This is a genomic window from Kitasatospora sp. NPDC098652 (genome assembly GCF_044760155.1).
Classification (GTDB): Bacteria; Actinomycetota; Actinomycetes; order Streptomycetales; family Streptomycetaceae; genus Kitasatospora.
Genome location: NZ_JBIWAQ010000040.1, coordinates 13,113 through 27,293 on the forward strand (window position 1 = coordinate 13,113; position 14,181 = coordinate 27,293).

Annotated in this window: 13 protein-coding genes and 1 riboswitch; of the genes, 9 read left to right on the plus strand and 4 right to left on the minus strand. The window is 71.7% G+C overall.

Annotated elements, in window-relative coordinates:
• Positions 1-436 precede the first annotated feature (436 nt).
• Positions 437-1,285, minus strand: a complete 849-nt coding sequence (locus ACIQWA_RS39330; RefSeq protein ID WP_402491551.1) for a helix-turn-helix domain-containing protein — start codon at positions 1,283-1,285, stop codon at positions 437-439.
• Positions 1,286-1,580: 295 nt separating this feature from the next.
• On the opposite strand from ACIQWA_RS39330, the gene ACIQWA_RS39335 reads away from it, so the two are divergent.
• Positions 1,581-3,044 (plus strand): aldehyde dehydrogenase family protein, encoded by a 1,464-nt coding sequence (locus ACIQWA_RS39335; protein WP_402491554.1) that lies wholly within the window; start codon positions 1,581-1,583, stop codon positions 3,042-3,044.
• Between the two features lie 39 nt (positions 3,045-3,083).
• Positions 3,084-3,440: a nuclear transport factor 2 family protein gene (locus ACIQWA_RS39340; RefSeq protein ID WP_402491557.1), complete on the plus strand. Its 357-nt coding sequence runs from the start codon at positions 3,084-3,086 to the stop codon at positions 3,438-3,440.
• Positions 3,441-3,506: 66 nt separating this feature from the next.
• Here ACIQWA_RS39340 and ACIQWA_RS39345 read toward each other — a convergent pair whose 3' ends face one another.
• A complete protein-coding gene (locus tag ACIQWA_RS39345; protein ID WP_402491560.1) occupies positions 3,507-3,866 on the minus strand; it encodes a nuclear transport factor 2 family protein in 360 nt (119 codons plus the stop codon).
• Positions 3,867-3,942: 76 nt separating this feature from the next.
• Entirely contained in the window at positions 3,943-4,728 is a 786-nt protein-coding gene (locus ACIQWA_RS39350; protein WP_402491563.1) for an SDR family oxidoreductase, read from the minus strand.
• Positions 4,729-4,801: 73 nt separating this feature from the next.
• Between ACIQWA_RS39350 and ACIQWA_RS39355 the strand changes: the two genes are divergently transcribed.
• Positions 4,802-5,320: a winged helix-turn-helix transcriptional regulator gene (locus ACIQWA_RS39355; RefSeq protein WP_402491566.1), complete on the plus strand. Its 519-nt coding sequence runs from the start codon at positions 4,802-4,804 to the stop codon at positions 5,318-5,320.
• 81 nt (positions 5,321-5,401) lie between these two features.
• Here the strand turns inward: ACIQWA_RS39355 and ACIQWA_RS39360 are convergent, their stop codons facing one another.
• Positions 5,402-6,319 (minus strand): glutaminase, encoded by a 918-nt coding sequence (locus ACIQWA_RS39360; RefSeq protein ID WP_402491569.1) that lies wholly within the window; start codon positions 6,317-6,319, stop codon positions 5,402-5,404.
• Positions 6,320-6,687: 368 nt separating this feature from the next.
• Between ACIQWA_RS39360 and ACIQWA_RS39365 the strand changes: the two genes are divergently transcribed.
• The 6 genes from ACIQWA_RS39365 to ACIQWA_RS39390 all read left to right on the plus strand — a co-directional run bounded on the left by ACIQWA_RS39365 (position 6,688) and on the right by ACIQWA_RS39390 (position 14,154).
• Positions 6,688-7,863 carry a hypothetical protein gene (locus tag ACIQWA_RS39365; protein WP_402491573.1) on the plus strand — a complete coding sequence of 392 codons (1,176 nt, stop codon included), beginning with the start codon at positions 6,688-6,690 and terminating at the stop codon, positions 7,861-7,863.
• A gap of 20 nt (positions 7,864-7,883) precedes the next feature.
• The gene (locus tag ACIQWA_RS39370) at positions 7,884-8,606 is read left to right on the plus strand and encodes a type 1 glutamine amidotransferase (protein WP_402491575.1); all 723 of its coding nucleotides are present in this window, start codon (positions 7,884-7,886) and stop codon (positions 8,604-8,606) included.
• A 141-nt stretch (positions 8,607-8,747) separates the two neighbouring features.
• Positions 8,748-9,941 carry a serine hydrolase domain-containing protein gene (locus ACIQWA_RS39375; protein ID WP_402491578.1) on the plus strand — a complete coding sequence of 398 codons (1,194 nt, stop codon included), beginning with the start codon at positions 8,748-8,750 and terminating at the stop codon, positions 9,939-9,941.
• 87 nt (positions 9,942-10,028) lie between these two features.
• A riboswitch (cobalamin riboswitch) is annotated at positions 10,029-10,220 on the plus strand.
• Positions 10,221-10,430: 210 nt separating this feature from the next.
• Positions 10,431-11,930: a CoA-acylating methylmalonate-semialdehyde dehydrogenase gene (locus ACIQWA_RS39380; RefSeq protein ID WP_402491581.1), complete on the plus strand. Its 1,500-nt coding sequence runs from the start codon at positions 10,431-10,433 to the stop codon at positions 11,928-11,930.
• Positions 11,927-13,081, plus strand: a complete 1,155-nt coding sequence (locus tag ACIQWA_RS39385) for an acyl-CoA dehydrogenase family protein (RefSeq protein WP_402491584.1) — start codon at positions 11,927-11,929, stop codon at positions 13,079-13,081. Before ACIQWA_RS39380 ends, ACIQWA_RS39385 begins: the two co-directional genes overlap by 4 nt.
• Complete coding sequence (locus ACIQWA_RS39390; protein WP_402491587.1) at positions 13,081-14,154, plus strand: enoyl-CoA hydratase/isomerase family protein; 1,074 nt, start codon at positions 13,081-13,083, stop codon at positions 14,152-14,154. Before ACIQWA_RS39385 ends, ACIQWA_RS39390 begins: the two co-directional genes overlap by 1 nt.
• The last annotated feature ends 27 nt before the right edge of the window (positions 14,155-14,181 follow it).

Below are 14,181 nucleotides of genomic sequence, written 5' to 3' on the forward strand. Positions count from 1 at the left end.
CACTGTGCGCACCGAGCCTGCCGTGCGAAAGCTTTCCGATCAAATCCGATCACTTGCGGACTTGTCCCCCAATGAGGCTCCGTACACGATCCGGTGGCGGCAGCTGACGCACCGTCGGTCCGGCCTCCCGCCACGCGCCGCCGCCACCGAACCGCCCTCTCCGCCCCCCGACTTGCCGATGAGGCTACGGCGCCCATACGATCCGGCACGGCTGCGGGTCGGGGTGCGGTCGCCCGTGAACCAGGCCGCCGCACAGGGCTGGAATTGCAGCCAGGCGCCGGCCGAACTCACCGGCTGATTACGGGAGTGCACGCCCGCCAGTACGGGGCGTACAGCTACGACAAGCCGCGCGATGCGTACGCCCTCAAGCCGTCCGTCCAGCGTGGCCAGCGGCAGTTGCTTCACCGGCGAAACCCGCCGGTTGCGTTCTCGACGGTCAGCCGCCGGCGGGTCGTGCGTCGTCCCGGCGTCCGGCCGCGTGGAGGGAGCCGAGGAGTGCCAGGGAGTCGGCGTCGGTGCTGCCCGGCTCGGCGGTGCCGACCAGCAGGTACTGGCCGTCGGCGGCCTGCACGTCGAACGCCTGGTAGGTGAGGGTGATGCGGCCGACGTCGGGGTGGTTGAAGACCTTGGTCTTGCGACCCAGGCCGCTGACGCTGTGGTCTCGCCACAGGGCGGCGAACTCCGGGCTGTCGGCGATCAGTTCGCGCACTGTCGCGGCGAGTTCGGGGTCGTGGCGGTCGTGTCCGGCGGCCAGGCGAAGTGCTTCGACGGTGTCGCGGGCGACGCTGTGCCAGTCGGCGAAGAGTTCGCGGGCGGCGGGGTCGTGGAAGAGGGAGCGCACCATGCGGTGGGGGTCGGCCAGGGGTGAGAGCAGGGCGCCGGCAAGGGAGTTGGAGGCGAGGACGTCCAGGCGGCGGTTGATGACGTAGGCCACGGCGGTGGGGAAGGCGTCCATGAGCTGGAGGAGGGCCGGGTGCACCTGGTCGTGGGGGTGGGCGGGTGCTGACTTGGGCAGCAGGCCGGCCAGGCGGTAGGCGTGCCAGCGGGCGTCGGTGCCCAGGCGCAGGGCGCCGGCGATGGCGTCGATCACCTGGCCGGAGGGGTTGGTCTCGCGGCCCTGTTCCAGGCGGGCGTAGTAGTCGGCGCTGACGCCGGCCAGGACGGCGACCTCCTCGCGTCGCAGGCCCGCGACCCGGCGGGAGCCGGAGGCGGGCAGGCCCACGTCGGCGGGCGTCACCTGGGAGCGGCGTGCCCGCAGGAACGCGCCCAGCTCGTGGCCACTCATGCTTCGCATCGTACGCCGCTGCCCGGGCTGTCGGCGGTGGTGCGCGAGGGGCCCGACGGCCGGTGCGCCGATGGCCTCGGGCCACCGGCTCGCCAGCTTCGGCTAGCACGGTCGCGGTGTGGTTCGGACGGCTGTTCCTGGGTGTGGCACTCCTAGGCAGGCCCGGCCTTCCTGGCGGGCGGCGAGGTGCCGATAGTCGGTGGTGTGCCGGTCCGCGACCGCAGGCGCACCCGGGCCGGACGTCCGCCCCGAAGGCGGGCACACACCCACCGATCGTCGTGCCAGGAGAACCACCATGGACACCAGTGCCTTCACCGACTTCACCATGACCGTCGCCGGCCGGGCGGTGGCGGGTGCGGCGTCCTACGAGGTCCTCGACCCGGCCGACGAGACGGTCGTGGCCGGGGCGCCGGTCTGCTCGCCCGAACAGCTCGACCAGGCGGTGGCGGCGGCCCGGGCGGCCCTGCCCGGCTGGTCGGCGACACCGTTGGAGGACCGGCGCAGGCTCGTCCTGGCGGTCGCCGACGCCGTCGAGGCACAGCTGGAACCGCTCAAGCGGCTTCTCACCCGGGAGCAGGGCAAGTCGTTGGACGACGCCGCCGCGGAGATCCTCGGGTTCGGGTACTGGCTGCGGGGGACGGCGGCGCTGTCGCTGCCGGAGACGGTGAACGAGGACAGCGCGGAGCGGCTCTCGGTGACCCGCCGGGTGCCGCTGGGGGTGGTGGGCGCGATCGTGCCGTGGAACTACCCGCTGGGCAACGCGGGGTTCAAGCTCGCCCCGGCGCTGCTGGCGGGCAACACCGTGGTGTGGAAGCCCTCCCCGTTCACCCCGCTGGTCACGTTGAAGGTCGGCGAGCTGCTGCGCGAGGTGCTGCCGCCCGGTGTGCTGAACGTCGTCTCGGGCGGCGCCGAGCTGGGGCCGTGGATGACCGCGCACCCCGGCATCGACATGATCAGCTACACCGGCTCCACCCGGACCGGCCGCCAGGTGATGGCCGGCGCGGCGCCCACGCTGACCCGGGTGACCCTGGAACTGGGCGGCAACGATGCGGCCATCGTCCTGCCGGACGTCGATGTGCCCGCCGTGGCGGAGAAGCTGTTCTGGGGCGCCTTCGCCAACAGCGGCCAGGTGTGCCTGGCGATCAAGCGGCTGTACGTCCACCGCGACGTCCACCAGCCGCTCCTGCGGGCGCTGGCCGCCTACGCCGCCACCGTGCGGGTCGGCCGCGGCACCGAGCCGGGCGTGCGGCTCGGCCCGGTGCAGAACCGCCCGCAGTACGAGCGGGTCCTCGACCTCCTCCGGGACTCCCACGCCCAGGGCCACCGCTTCGCCACCGGCGGCCGGGCCGGGGAGGGGCCGGGCTACTTCGTGGCGCCGACGCTCGTGGATGATCCCCCGGAGTCCTCGCGGATCGTCCAGGAGGAGCAGTTCGGGCCGGTCCTGCCGGTGCTCCGCTTCGACGACGTCGAGGACGCCGTCGCCCGGGCGAACGCGAGCGAGTACGGGCTCGGTGCCTCCGTCTGGTCGTCCGACCCGGAGGCGGCCCTGGCCGTCGGGCGGCGTCTGCGGGCCGGCACGGTGTGGATCAACGAGGTCCAGCACCTCACCCCGCTCGTCACCTTCGCGGGCCACAAGCAGTCCGGGCTCGGCTCGGAGAGCGGCGCCGAGGGGCTGCTCGAATACACCGCGCCGCAGACCGTCACCCTCCGCCGCGCCACCGCCCCCTCCCCCTCCCTCTCCCCCGCAGCCTCGGCCTGAGACCCGGGCGTGAACCGACGACATCGAAGGAGGCCGGCGATGCCGACCGAACAGCAGGTCGACGCCTGGGTCAAGGCGTACGTGCGGGCCTGGCGCAGCAACGCTCCCGACGACATCGCGGCCCTGTTCCGCGCCGACGCGGAGTACCACGAGTGGCCGTACGAGACCGACTGGATCGGCCGCGCGGAGATCGTGAAGGGCTGGCAGTCCCGGGAGGTGTGGCAGCAGGGCGGCTGGGACTTCGAGTGGTCGATTCTCCTGATCAACGGGGACACGGCCGCGATCAGGGGCACCGGCGTCTACGCGGAGCTCGGCACCTTCGCCAACCTCTGGACGGTGACCTTCGACGACCAGGGCAGCTGCGCGATGTTCCGGATGTGGAACAACCAGGTCTGACGCGGCGCGGACACCAAGCACCGCGGACCGCGAGCGGCACGGGCCGGTGGCAGCAGGTGAGCGGACTCAGGGCTCGATGACGAGGCGTTCGATGAGGTCGTCGCGGAGGGTGAACCGGTAGCGCAGATCGACGGTGCCGCCGGGAAAGTCGCCTTCGAGATGGTGGGTGGCGATGTAGTGGGTCGCGTCGGTCTGCTCGGCGTCCGTGAGCTGGATGGTGTAGGTGAACTGGGTGGCGGATCGGCCGAGCCACCCCTCGATCTCCTCGGTGCCCTGGTAGGTGTTGCCGTCGTCGATCACGGTGGCTCCGCCGGTGAACGCCGTGATCGCGGTGGCGGTGTCGTGGGCGCCGTGTGCTTCGAGGTAGCGGGTGATGACCTCGGGCAGGACGTCCGGGGTGCTGGTTCGCGGCTGGTTGTCGTGCATGACGATCCTCGGGGTGGTGGCGGGTTCGGACGGTGGGCGGGTTCGGACGGTGAGCGGGTTCGGACGGTGGGCGGGTTCAGACGGTCGGGGTGGTGCCGCCGTCGATGACGTGTTCGGCGCCGACGATGGCCGAGGCGCGGTCGGAGACGAGGAAGGCGACGAGTTCGGCGACCTCCTCGGGCCGGTTGGGACGGCCGAGCGGGATGCCGCCCAGGGAGTCCATCAGCCGGCCCAGCGCCGCTTCCTGGGTGATGTCCGCGTCGTGGGCGATCCGGGCGACGAGGCCGTCGGCGGCCGAGGTCTGGATGAAGCCGGGCGAGACGGTGTTGACGCGGACGCCGTGCGGGGCGACCTCGTTGGCCAGGCCCTTGCTGTAGGTGGTCAGGGCGGCCTTGGCGGCTGCGTAGGCCAGGGTGCCGTTCCACAGCGGCATGCGGCGCTGGATCGAGGTGACGTGCACGACCGCGCCCTTGCCCGTGGCGATCATGTGCGGCAGGAGTGCGCGGTCCAGGCGGACGGCGGCCAGCAGGTTCGTGTTCAGCTCCCTGGCCCAGTCGTCCTCGCCGAGCGCCGCGAACCCTCCGGCCGGTGCCTCGGAACCGCCGAGGGTGTTGACCAGGATGTCGACGCCTCCCACGCGGGCATCCACCTCGGCGGCGACGTGGGCCGCGCCCTGGGCGGTGGACAAGTCGGCGGTGATGAATGCCTTCTCGTCGGCGTCGTCGGGGCGGGTGCGGGCGGTGACCAGCACGGTCGCGCCGGCCTCGGCGAGCCGTCGGGCGATGGCGGCTCCGGTGCCCTTGGTGCCGCCGGTGACCAGAGCGCGTCGGCCTTCGAGCGATTCGCTGATGGACGTGGTCACGGTGTGCTCCGTTCCCTAGATGTTACTGCTAAAATAGAAGCTACTGACTTCTACTTTAGCAGTAACCGAGGAGATGGTCGCCGTGGCAAGCCGGATCAGGCTGGAGGACCGGGAGTGCCCGCTGTCCACGACGGTGGAACACGTCGGCGAGTGGTGGACACTGCTGATCCTCCACGACGCCTTCGACGGCTACACCCGCTTCGACCAGTTCCAGGAGAGCCTGGGCATCTCCTCCAGCATGCTCACCACCCGGCTGAAGACGCTCGTCGCGGACGGACTCCTGGAGCGCCGGCCCTACCAGACCAACCCGGTACGCCACGAGTACGTCCTCACCGAACTCGGGCACTCCCTGCGCCCGGTGATCGTCGCCCTGGCCGCTTGGGGCAACTCCCGTCTCGCACCGGCCGAGCGCAGCATGATCCTCATCGACGCACGCAGCGGCGAGGAGGTCGAGCCCGTCGTCGTCGACGCCAGGACCGGCCGCCGACTCGACGACAGCGGCACCTATGTCTTCGCCGCAGGTCCCGCGGCGAGCGACGCGATGCGCAACCGCTACGCAACACGGCAGGCCGTCCCCGCGGAAGAGGCGTGAGGCTGCTCGGACCGCACGGCGGCCGGCGGCCCCGGCCGGTCCAGGCACGGCCGGTCCGGGCACCCGGGCCGGCACCGCCGGTCAGAAGATGGACCAGCCGGTGTGGGTGGTGAAGGCGTCGAGCGCGGTGATGCCCGCGATCGAGTTGCCGTGAGTGTCGAGGGCCGGCCCCCAGGTGCAGAGCGTTCCGCGCCCCGGGATGACGGCCAGTATGCCGCCGCCGATGCCGCTCTTGGCGGGCAGGCCGACGCGGTGCGCGAACTCGCCCGCGGCGTCGTAGGTGCCGCCGATCAGCATGACGGCGTTGATCCGCTTGGCCTCGCTGCGGGTGAGCAGCCGGGTGCCGTCGGCCCGGAGGCCGTGCCGGGCCAGGAACCCTGCGGCGAGGGCGAGGTCGCGGCAGCTCATGCTGAGGGCGCACTGCCAGAAGTAGTGGTCGAGGACGTCCGGGACGGGGTTGTCGAGACGGCCGTGGTCGGCCAGCAGGTGGGCGAGCGCGGCGTTGCGGTGTCCGTGCTGGCTCTCGCTCCAGGCGACCTGGGCGTCGAAGTCGATGCGGGGGTTGCCGCTCTCGGTGCGGAGGAACTCGCGCAGGGTGCCCCGGGCGTCCCCGGTGAGGGTGAGCAGCCGGTCGGTGGTCACCAGCGCGCCGGCGTTGACGAACGGGTTGCGCGGGATCGCGTTCTCCCGCTCCAGCTGGGCAAGGGAGTTGAAGGGTGACCCGGAGGGTTCCTTCCCCACCCGGGTCCACAGCGAGTCGCCGTCGCTGGCCAGGACCAGGGCGAGGGTGAACACCTTGGAGATGGACTGGATGGAGAACGGGACCTGCCAGTCCCCGGTGCCGCGCGGCGGTTTGCGGGTGTGGGTGTCCGCGATCGCGAGGCCGAACCGGTGGGGGTCGACGGCGGCGAGGGCCGGGATGTACTGGGCGACGGTTCCCTCGGCCAGGACGGGGCGAACTGCGTCGTTGATGCGTGCGAACAGGTCCTCGTAGTCCATACCGGCCCCCCTCCGCGGGCGGGACGCCGTTGTCCGGCCCGGCATCAGCATGCGCCGGGGCGCTCGCGGGGGGAAGGGCGCCCGGAGCGGAGCGGAGGGGTTCCGACCCGCGAACCGGAATCCCGGCGCCTTCTTGCGTCGAGCCGGATGCGCTGTCAGAACTCCCCGCGCAGACTGATGTGCGTGTTCGCCGTCGGGGGCAGCCTGCCAGGGTGAATCGGAAGCGGAGCTCCGAACAGGACGGTGCGCCGGACGCCTGTCACGGGGAGCTCGGAAGTCGGCAAAGGCTGGAGATGCCCGATTCGTTGGGGGGCGGTCGCATGGACGGCGCTGGACCTGTCCCGGACAAGGCCGGACTACCGGGCGGAGTGCTGATACCGCATCCGCGTGAGCCTGCCGCGCCGCCGCCTGCGGAGCCGGGCGTCGACTTCTGCGGCGACGCCCTGCTCCTGCTGACCGGGCCCTTCTTCCCCGGGCCGGTCTCGCTCGCGGACTCTCCGGACTTCGCAGTTCCGGCGGACGGCCGACTCGATCCGCAGGGGCGCCTCACGCTGGTGCACCGGTCCCTGGACCAGTTCCTGCGCGGCTCGCTCACCTTCGGCAATCCGCCGGTCGACCTGCTCACCCACTTCGCCGGGTCGGAGGAGTTCGACGCGCGGCTGACGGCGATCGTGCGGGAGACGACGGCGCTACCGGTGGAGCTGCATGTCACCGGCATCCTGTTCCCGGACGGCTACGGGTCGGTGGCCGTGCACATGCGCGTCGTCGAGGGGTGGACCGGGAGGCAGCGGGAGCAGCTCATCGACGGCTTCGGGCCGAAGGGCCGCGACGACCTGACCACGCGTATCAGGGACGAGCTGCTGCCGGCCCTCACCGCGATGTCCGACCGGTGCCGACAGGGGCCGCCGTGTCCCACGGTCCTGCCCTACTTCAACCTCACCTACGCGGGCTGGACCACCCACCCGGCACCCGGCCGGGCGACCCTCTCCGATGCGCTGCGGCACCTGATCTACCCCCGCTCCGCCGCACCGATCCCCTCCGAATCGACGTGGCCGCAGGAGTTCTTCTACCCCGGATACGCCTTCTTCCTGCTGGCCTCCCGGGACGGCCCCGGCGAGACGCTCGACCAACTCGAGCACCTTCTCGGTCAGTTGAACGTGCACTACGCCCGGCTCGAACGCTCCGCCAGTGCCGCGGAACGGATCGTCCGCGAAATGGCACTGAACGAGGACCCCGAACTGCTCATCTCGCTGGAACGACGGCTGCGCGCCGACTACCAGGCGCTGGTGCGGCCCACGTTCAGCTACGACTTCCACGTGCTCAAGCTGCGCGACAGTGTCCTGGAGGCGTGGGAGACCGAAAAGGTGCGCGAGCGCACCGACACCCTGCTCGACATGGCGCGGCGCGCGGTGGAACGCAAACTGGAGCACGACCAGCTGCGCCGGGTGACGAAGGTCAACCTCGCAGTGACGATCGTGGCTATCCTGAGCTTCGTCCAGTGCGTCGACTCGGCCCTCAACCTGTGGTCGAGGTTCTTCGAGTAAGAGGGGTGGGGATCGTGCCGGTGGACGTGCAGATCTGCGTCGCGGACGGGCTGATCTACGACGGTCTCGACTACGCCGACCGGATCGAGCAGCGGCTGACCCGGGCCGGCCTGAGCTGCGGCCGCCTGGACCTGGTGACCGAGGCGGCCGAGCTGACCGCGCGACGGCAACAGCCGGCCTTGGCGTACGTGTTCACCGGAGGCCAGACCTCGGTGCACTCCGACGCCGCGTGGATGCGCGCGACCGTCAAGCTGATGGGGGAACTCGTCGCCGACGCGAACGGGCGTGACGGCGACACCGGCCCCGCGGTGGTCGGCGTGTGCCTGGGCTCGCAGCTGATCGCCGAGGCGTTGCGTCCGGGTTCGATCATCGACACCTCGGGCATCGAGGTCGGCCTGACCGAGGTGAACCGGGTCGGCGACCGCCGGGGCGTCGGCGTCGTGCCGTCGTTCCACTACCAGGCGATCAGTCCGCAGATCGAGGAAGTGCACGGCGTGCGGATCGAGTACCGCAACGAGCACACCTCCGTCCAGGCGCTGAGCTACGGCGAGCGGGTCTTCGGATGCCAGTTCCACCCCGAGCTGACCCCGGACGACGTGCGTCGGCTGATCGACTTCAACGAGGACGTCATCAGCCGCTGGCACGGCGACCCGGCCGCGGCGCATCGCTCGGTCGAGCAGTACCAGGACGAACTGCCCGAGGACCTCTTCGAGCGCTTGGTGATCGACCGCATCACGCGCTGACACCGTCGGGGTCCGCTGCACGGCGATCCCGACGCACCGCGATCCCGATGCACGGGGATCCCGACGGCATTCGGATGAATGTCCGCAGGGGGCCGGTGCGGTGCCGCGGGCAGAAGCCTGGAACGACCTATCCAGGGGCGTATGCCTATCCGAACGGGCCGATCTGCCCTGCTGCGCACCGTGACGACCATCTCTGCCTGCCTGGCAGCCTCCCTGCCCGCGATCGCCGCGCCCGCGGCGGCCGTACCGGTCCCCAGGGAACCGGCCGCCGCGTCGCAGTCCTGGGAAGCGACCGCGGCGAAGCTGGACCGGGTGATCCGGCAGACGGCCGCCGACGCCGGTGTCCCCGGCGTGATCGTGGGCGTCTGGAAGCCCGGACAGCCGCGCTACGTACGGGCCTTCGGCGTCGCGGACACGAGCGACTGCGCCCCGATGCGAACCGACCTCAACATGCGGATCGGCAGCGAGACCAAGACCTTCACCGTCACCGCGCTGCTCCAGCTCGTCGACCGCGGCGAGGTCGGCCTGGACGACCCGATCTCCGGGTACGTCGACGGGGTGCCCGACGGAGAGCACATCACGCTGCGTCAGCTCGCGGACATGCGCAGCGGCCTGTTCGCCTACAGCAAGGACGCGGGTTTCCAGCACCTGCTGACGACCGAGCCGCATCGCCAGTGGTCGCCGAACGAGCTGCTCGACATCGCTTTCGAGCATCCCAACCAGTTCCCGCCCGGCACGCAGTTCGACTACTCCAACACCAACACCGTGCTGCTCGGCCTGGTCGTCGAGAAGGTCACCCACCGCCCCTTGCGGGACGTGATCCGGGACCTGATCACGCGGCCGAGCGGTCTGGACCACACCTTCCTGCCGGTGGCGGCGGAGTTCCCGCTGCCGCACGCCCACGGCTACACCGACATGACGCCGGACGGCACGGTGGCGGACGCCACGGACTTCAACCCGAGCTGGGGCTGGGCAGCCGGCGCGATGATCTCGGACCTCGACGACATGCGCTCCTGGGCGGAGAACGTCGCGACCGGCGGCCTACTGTCCCCGAAGACCCAGGCGGAGCGCCTCGACGCGCAGCCCACCGGCGCGCCGGGCGACGCCTACGGGCTGGGCATCGACATCAACCACGGGTGGATCGGCCACGCGGGCTCCCTGCCCGGCTACCAGAGCCTGACGGTCTACCTGCCCGCCCAGAAGGCGACGATGGTGATCCTGCTCAACACGGACATCCCCTCGAACGGCGAGAACCCCAGCACCCTGCTCGGCCGGGCCATCACCCGGGTGGTCAGCCCCGACAACGTCTACGGTGACGCCTCCGACCAGGCCTGACACGCGACCCGGGGGGACGCGGGGGAGGTCACGACAGCAGGGCGCGCCGCAGGCCTCGCGCCTCGGGCCCCGGGCCTCTGGACTTACTAGGACGTCCGACTATATGGTCGATGGCAGGTCCGCGGTGTCAGGGAAGCCGGTGTGAGTCCGGCACGGTCCCGCCACTGTGACCGGGGAGTTCGTCCTCGTGGATGACGGCCACTGGCAGCCAGCCGGGAAGGCCTGGGGGCGGGCGTGGATCCGGGAGTCAGGATACCGGCCGCGGGTGGTCCGTGTTTTCCACGAGGATGGAGACGACACGCATGACTCCGGGCTGCCCTTCCCGTTCCGCTGCCCCTTGCCCTGCCGTGCTGACCGTCGGGGCACACCTGCTCCCCCGACGCTGACGTCAATCGCCGGACCGCCGTAGGCGCGCACGACCGTGCGCCCGGACGGTGGCGGCGGTCTCTCCATTCCTCCTCTCCCCATCCACGATGAGAGAAGGAACCGATGGTCCGTGAACTGACCCATTTCGTCGGCGGCAAGCGCGTCGCCGGGACGTCCGGCCGGTTCGGCGACGTGTACGACCCCAACACCGGCCGGGTGCAGGCCCGGGTGCCGCTGGCCGACCGGGCCGAGGTCGAGGCGGTGATCGCCGACGCCGCGCAGGCCCAGCCCGAGTGGGCCGCCTGGAACCCGCAGCGGCGGGCGCGGGTGCTGCTGCGCTTCCTGCACCTGGTCGAGCAGGAGAAGGAGGACCTGGCCCGGCTGCTCTCCGCCGAGCACGGCAAGACCGTGGCCGACGCCCACGGCGACATCCAGCGCGGCCTGGAGGTGGTGGAGTTCGCCGCCGGGATCCCGCACCTGTTGAAGGGCGAGTTCAGCGACAACGCCGGCACCGGCATCGACGTCTACTCGATGCGCCAGCCACTCGGCGTGGTCGCGGGCATCACGCCGTTCAACTTCCCGGCGATGATCCCGCTCTGGAAGGCCGCGCCCGCGCTGGCCTGCGGCAACGCCTTCGTCCTCAAGCCCTCCGAGCGCGACCCCTCGGTGCCGCTGCGCCTGGCCGAGCTCTTCCTCGAAGCGGGGCTTCCCCCGGGCGTGCTCAACGTCGTCAACGGCGACAAGGAGGCCGTGGGCACGCTGCTGGAGGACCCCCGGGTCGAGGCGCTCGGCTTCGTCGGCTCGACCCCGATCGCCCAGTACGTCTACGCGACCGCGGCAGCGCACGGCAAGCGCGCCCAGTGCTTCGGCGGTGCGAAGAACCACATGATCGTGATGCCGGATGCCGATCTCGACCAGGCCGCCGACGCCCTCGTCGGCGCCGGCTACGGCTCGGCCGGCGAACGCTGCATGGCGATCTCGGTCGCCGTCCCGGTCGGGGAGGAGACCGCGGACGCGCTGGTGGCGAAGCTGGTCGAGCGGATCGCCGCCTTGAAGGTCGGCCGCTCGGACGACCCGGCGGCCGACTTCGGTCCGCTGGTCGGCCGCGACGCCCTGGCGCGGGTCCGCGGCTACCTGGATCTCGGAGTCCGGGAGGGAGCCGAACTCGTCGTGGATGGAAGGGACTTCCGCCTTCCCGGCCACGAGGACGGCTACTTCCTCGGCGCCTCGCTGTTCGACCGGGTCACCCCCGGCATGCGGATCTACCGGGAGGAGATCTTCGGCCCGGTCCTGACCGTGGTCCGCGCCGCTGACTACGAGGAGGCGCTGCGGCTGCCGAGCGAGCACGAGTTCGGCAACGGCGTGGCCATCTACACCCGGGACGGCGACACCGCCCGGGACTTCGCCCGCCGGGTGAACACCGGCATGGTCGGGGTCAACGTGCCGATCCCGGTGCCGATCGCGTACCACACCTTCGGCGGCTGGAAGCGCTCCGGCTTCGGCGACCTCAACCAGCACGGCCCGGACTCGATCCGCTTCTACACCCGCACCCGCACCGTCACCTCGCGCTGGCCCTCCGGGGTCAAGGAGGGTGCGAGCTTCACCATGCCGACGATGGGATGAGTACGGTGCACGCAAGTGACCTGACGGCCGACCAGCGCGCCATCGCGGAGGCGACCCGGGCCTTCGCCGACGAGCACCTCGCCCCGCACGCGGTGGCATGGGACCGGGACGAGCACTTCCCGGTCGACGTGCTGCGCAAGGCGGCGGACGTGGGCCTGGCCGGTGTGTACGTGCGCGAGGACGTCGGCGGATCGGAACTCTCCCGACTGGACGGGGTGGTCGCCTTCGAGGCGCTCGCGACCGGCTGCCCGTCGATCGCCGCCTACCTGTCCATCCACAACATGGTCGGCTGGATGGTGGACCGCTACGGGACCGAGGCGCAGCGTGCCCGCTGGCTGCCGGCGCTCTGCACGGCCGAGCAGTTGGGCAGTTACTGCCTCACCGAGCCCGGCGCCGGCTCCGACGCCGCCGCGCTCACCACCCGGGCCGTGCGCGCCGGCGACCAGTGGGTGCTGGACGGCGTCAAGCAGTTCATCTCCGGGGCAGGAACGTCCCAGGTGTACGTGGTGATGGCGCGCACCGGCGGCCCGGGGCCGGGCGGCGTCTCCGCGTTCCTCGTGGACCGGGACGACCGGGGGCTGTCCTTCGGTCCGAACGAGCACAAGATGGGCTGGAACGCCCAGCCGACCCGGCAGGTGCTGCTGGACGGCGTCCGGCTGCCCGCCGACCGCCTGCTCGGGGCGGAGGGCGAGGGTTTCCGCATCGCCATGGCCGGCCTCAACGGCGGCCGGCTGGGGATCGCGGCCTGCTCGCTGGGCGGCGCCCAGAGTGCCTTGGAACGTGCGGTGGCCCATCTCGCCGACCGTGAGGCGTTCGGGGCCCGACTGCTGCACGCCCAGGCACTGCAGTTCCGACTCGCCGACATGGCGACGGAGTTGGAGGCTGCGAGGGCGCTGGTGTGGCGCGCGGCGACCGCCCTGGACCGGGGCGACCGGCGGGCACCGCAGCTGTGCGCGATGGCCAAGCGGCACGCCACCGACACCGGCTTCGAGGTCGCCAACCAGGCGCTCCAACTGCACGGCGGCTACGGCTACCTCGCCGAGTACGGCATCGAGAAGATCGTCCGCGACCTGCGGGTGCACCAGATCCTGGAAGGGACCAACGAGATCATGCGCGTCATCGTCGCCCGCGGCCTGACCGGGGCCGCCTGATGACCGGGAACGACACCGAGGAGGTCCTCGTCCAGCGGGAGGGCCGGGCCGGGCTGATCGTCCTCAACCGGCCCGCCGCCCTGAACGCCCTCACCCACGGCATGGTGCGGACGGTCTCGCAGGCCCTGGACGCGTGGGAGCAGGACGAGCGGGTCGACACCGTCGTCGTCACCGGCGCCGGCGACCGGGCCTTCTGCGCCGGCGGCGACATCGTCGCCATCCACCGCGCCGCCACCGGCGGCGACCAAGGCGCCGTCGAGGAGTTCTGGCGCGACGAGTACCGCCTCAACGCCCGGATCGCCCGGTACTCCAAGCCCTACGTCGCCGTCATGAGCGGCATCGTGATGGGCGGCGGGGTCGGGGTCTCCGCCCACGGCAGCGTCCGGATCGTCACCGAGACCACCCGGGTGGCCATGCCGGAGACGGGGATCGGCTTCGTGCCCGACGTGGGCGGCACCTACCTGCTCGCCCTCGCCCCGGGCGAGCTGGGTACCCACCTCGCCCTGACCGCGGGTTCGGTCGGCGCCGCGGACGCCCTGCTCTGCGGGCTCGCCGACCACTTCGTGCCGGCCGAGCGCCTCCCGGCCCTGCTCGACGACCTGGCCGAGCTGCCCGTGCACGACGCCCTCGAACGGCACGTCGAGCCCGCCCCGCCCGGCCGGCTGGACGGGCAGCGCGGATGGATCGACAGCTGCTACGCGGCCGGCACCGTCGAGGAGATCCTCGACCGGCTGCGGGACAGCGGTGAACCCGAGGCGAAGAAGGCCGTGGACCGGATCACCGCCAACTCGCCCACCGCCGTGAAGGCGACCCTGACGGCGCTGCGCCGGGCCCGGGCGCTGGGCCCCCTGGAGGCCGTACTCGACCAGGAGTACCGCACCTCCTGCGCGGCGCTCGCCACCCGGGACCTCGCGGAGGGCATCCGGGCCCAGGTGATCGACAAGGACCGTTCGCCGCGGTGGAGCCCGGACACGCTGAGCGCCGTCGAACCCGCCGCCGTGGCCCGCTACTTCGCCCCGCTCGGCGAGCGCGAACTCGGCCTCGCCGCCACCACACCCCTGGAGCGCTGGTGACCCACGACATCGGATTCATCGGACTGG

Coding starts and splice junctions, on each gene's coding strand:
- ACIQWA_RS39330 (WP_402491551.1), bottom strand. CDS start 1,285: ATGAGTGGCCACGAGCTGGGCGCGTTCCTGCGGGCACGCCGCTCCCAG.
- ACIQWA_RS39335 (WP_402491554.1), top strand. CDS start 1,581: ATGGACACCAGTGCCTTCACCGACTTCACCATGACCGTCGCCGGCCGG.
- ACIQWA_RS39340 (WP_402491557.1), top strand. CDS start 3,084: ATGCCGACCGAACAGCAGGTCGACGCCTGGGTCAAGGCGTACGTGCGG.
- ACIQWA_RS39345 (WP_402491560.1), bottom strand. CDS start 3,866: ATGCACGACAACCAGCCGCGAACCAGCACCCCGGACGTCCTGCCCGAG.
- ACIQWA_RS39355 (WP_402491566.1), top strand. CDS start 4,802: ATGGTCGCCGTGGCAAGCCGGATCAGGCTGGAGGACCGGGAGTGCCCG.
- ACIQWA_RS39360 (WP_402491569.1), bottom strand. CDS start 6,319: ATGGACTACGAGGACCTGTTCGCACGCATCAACGACGCAGTTCGCCCC.
- ACIQWA_RS39375 (WP_402491578.1), top strand. CDS start 8,748: ATGCCTATCCGAACGGGCCGATCTGCCCTGCTGCGCACCGTGACGACC.
- ACIQWA_RS39380 (WP_402491581.1), top strand. CDS start 10,431: ATGGTCCGTGAACTGACCCATTTCGTCGGCGGCAAGCGCGTCGCCGGG.
- ACIQWA_RS39385 (WP_402491584.1), top strand. CDS start 11,927: ATGAGTACGGTGCACGCAAGTGACCTGACGGCCGACCAGCGCGCCATC.
- ACIQWA_RS39390 (WP_402491587.1), top strand. CDS start 13,081: ATGACCGGGAACGACACCGAGGAGGTCCTCGTCCAGCGGGAGGGCCGG.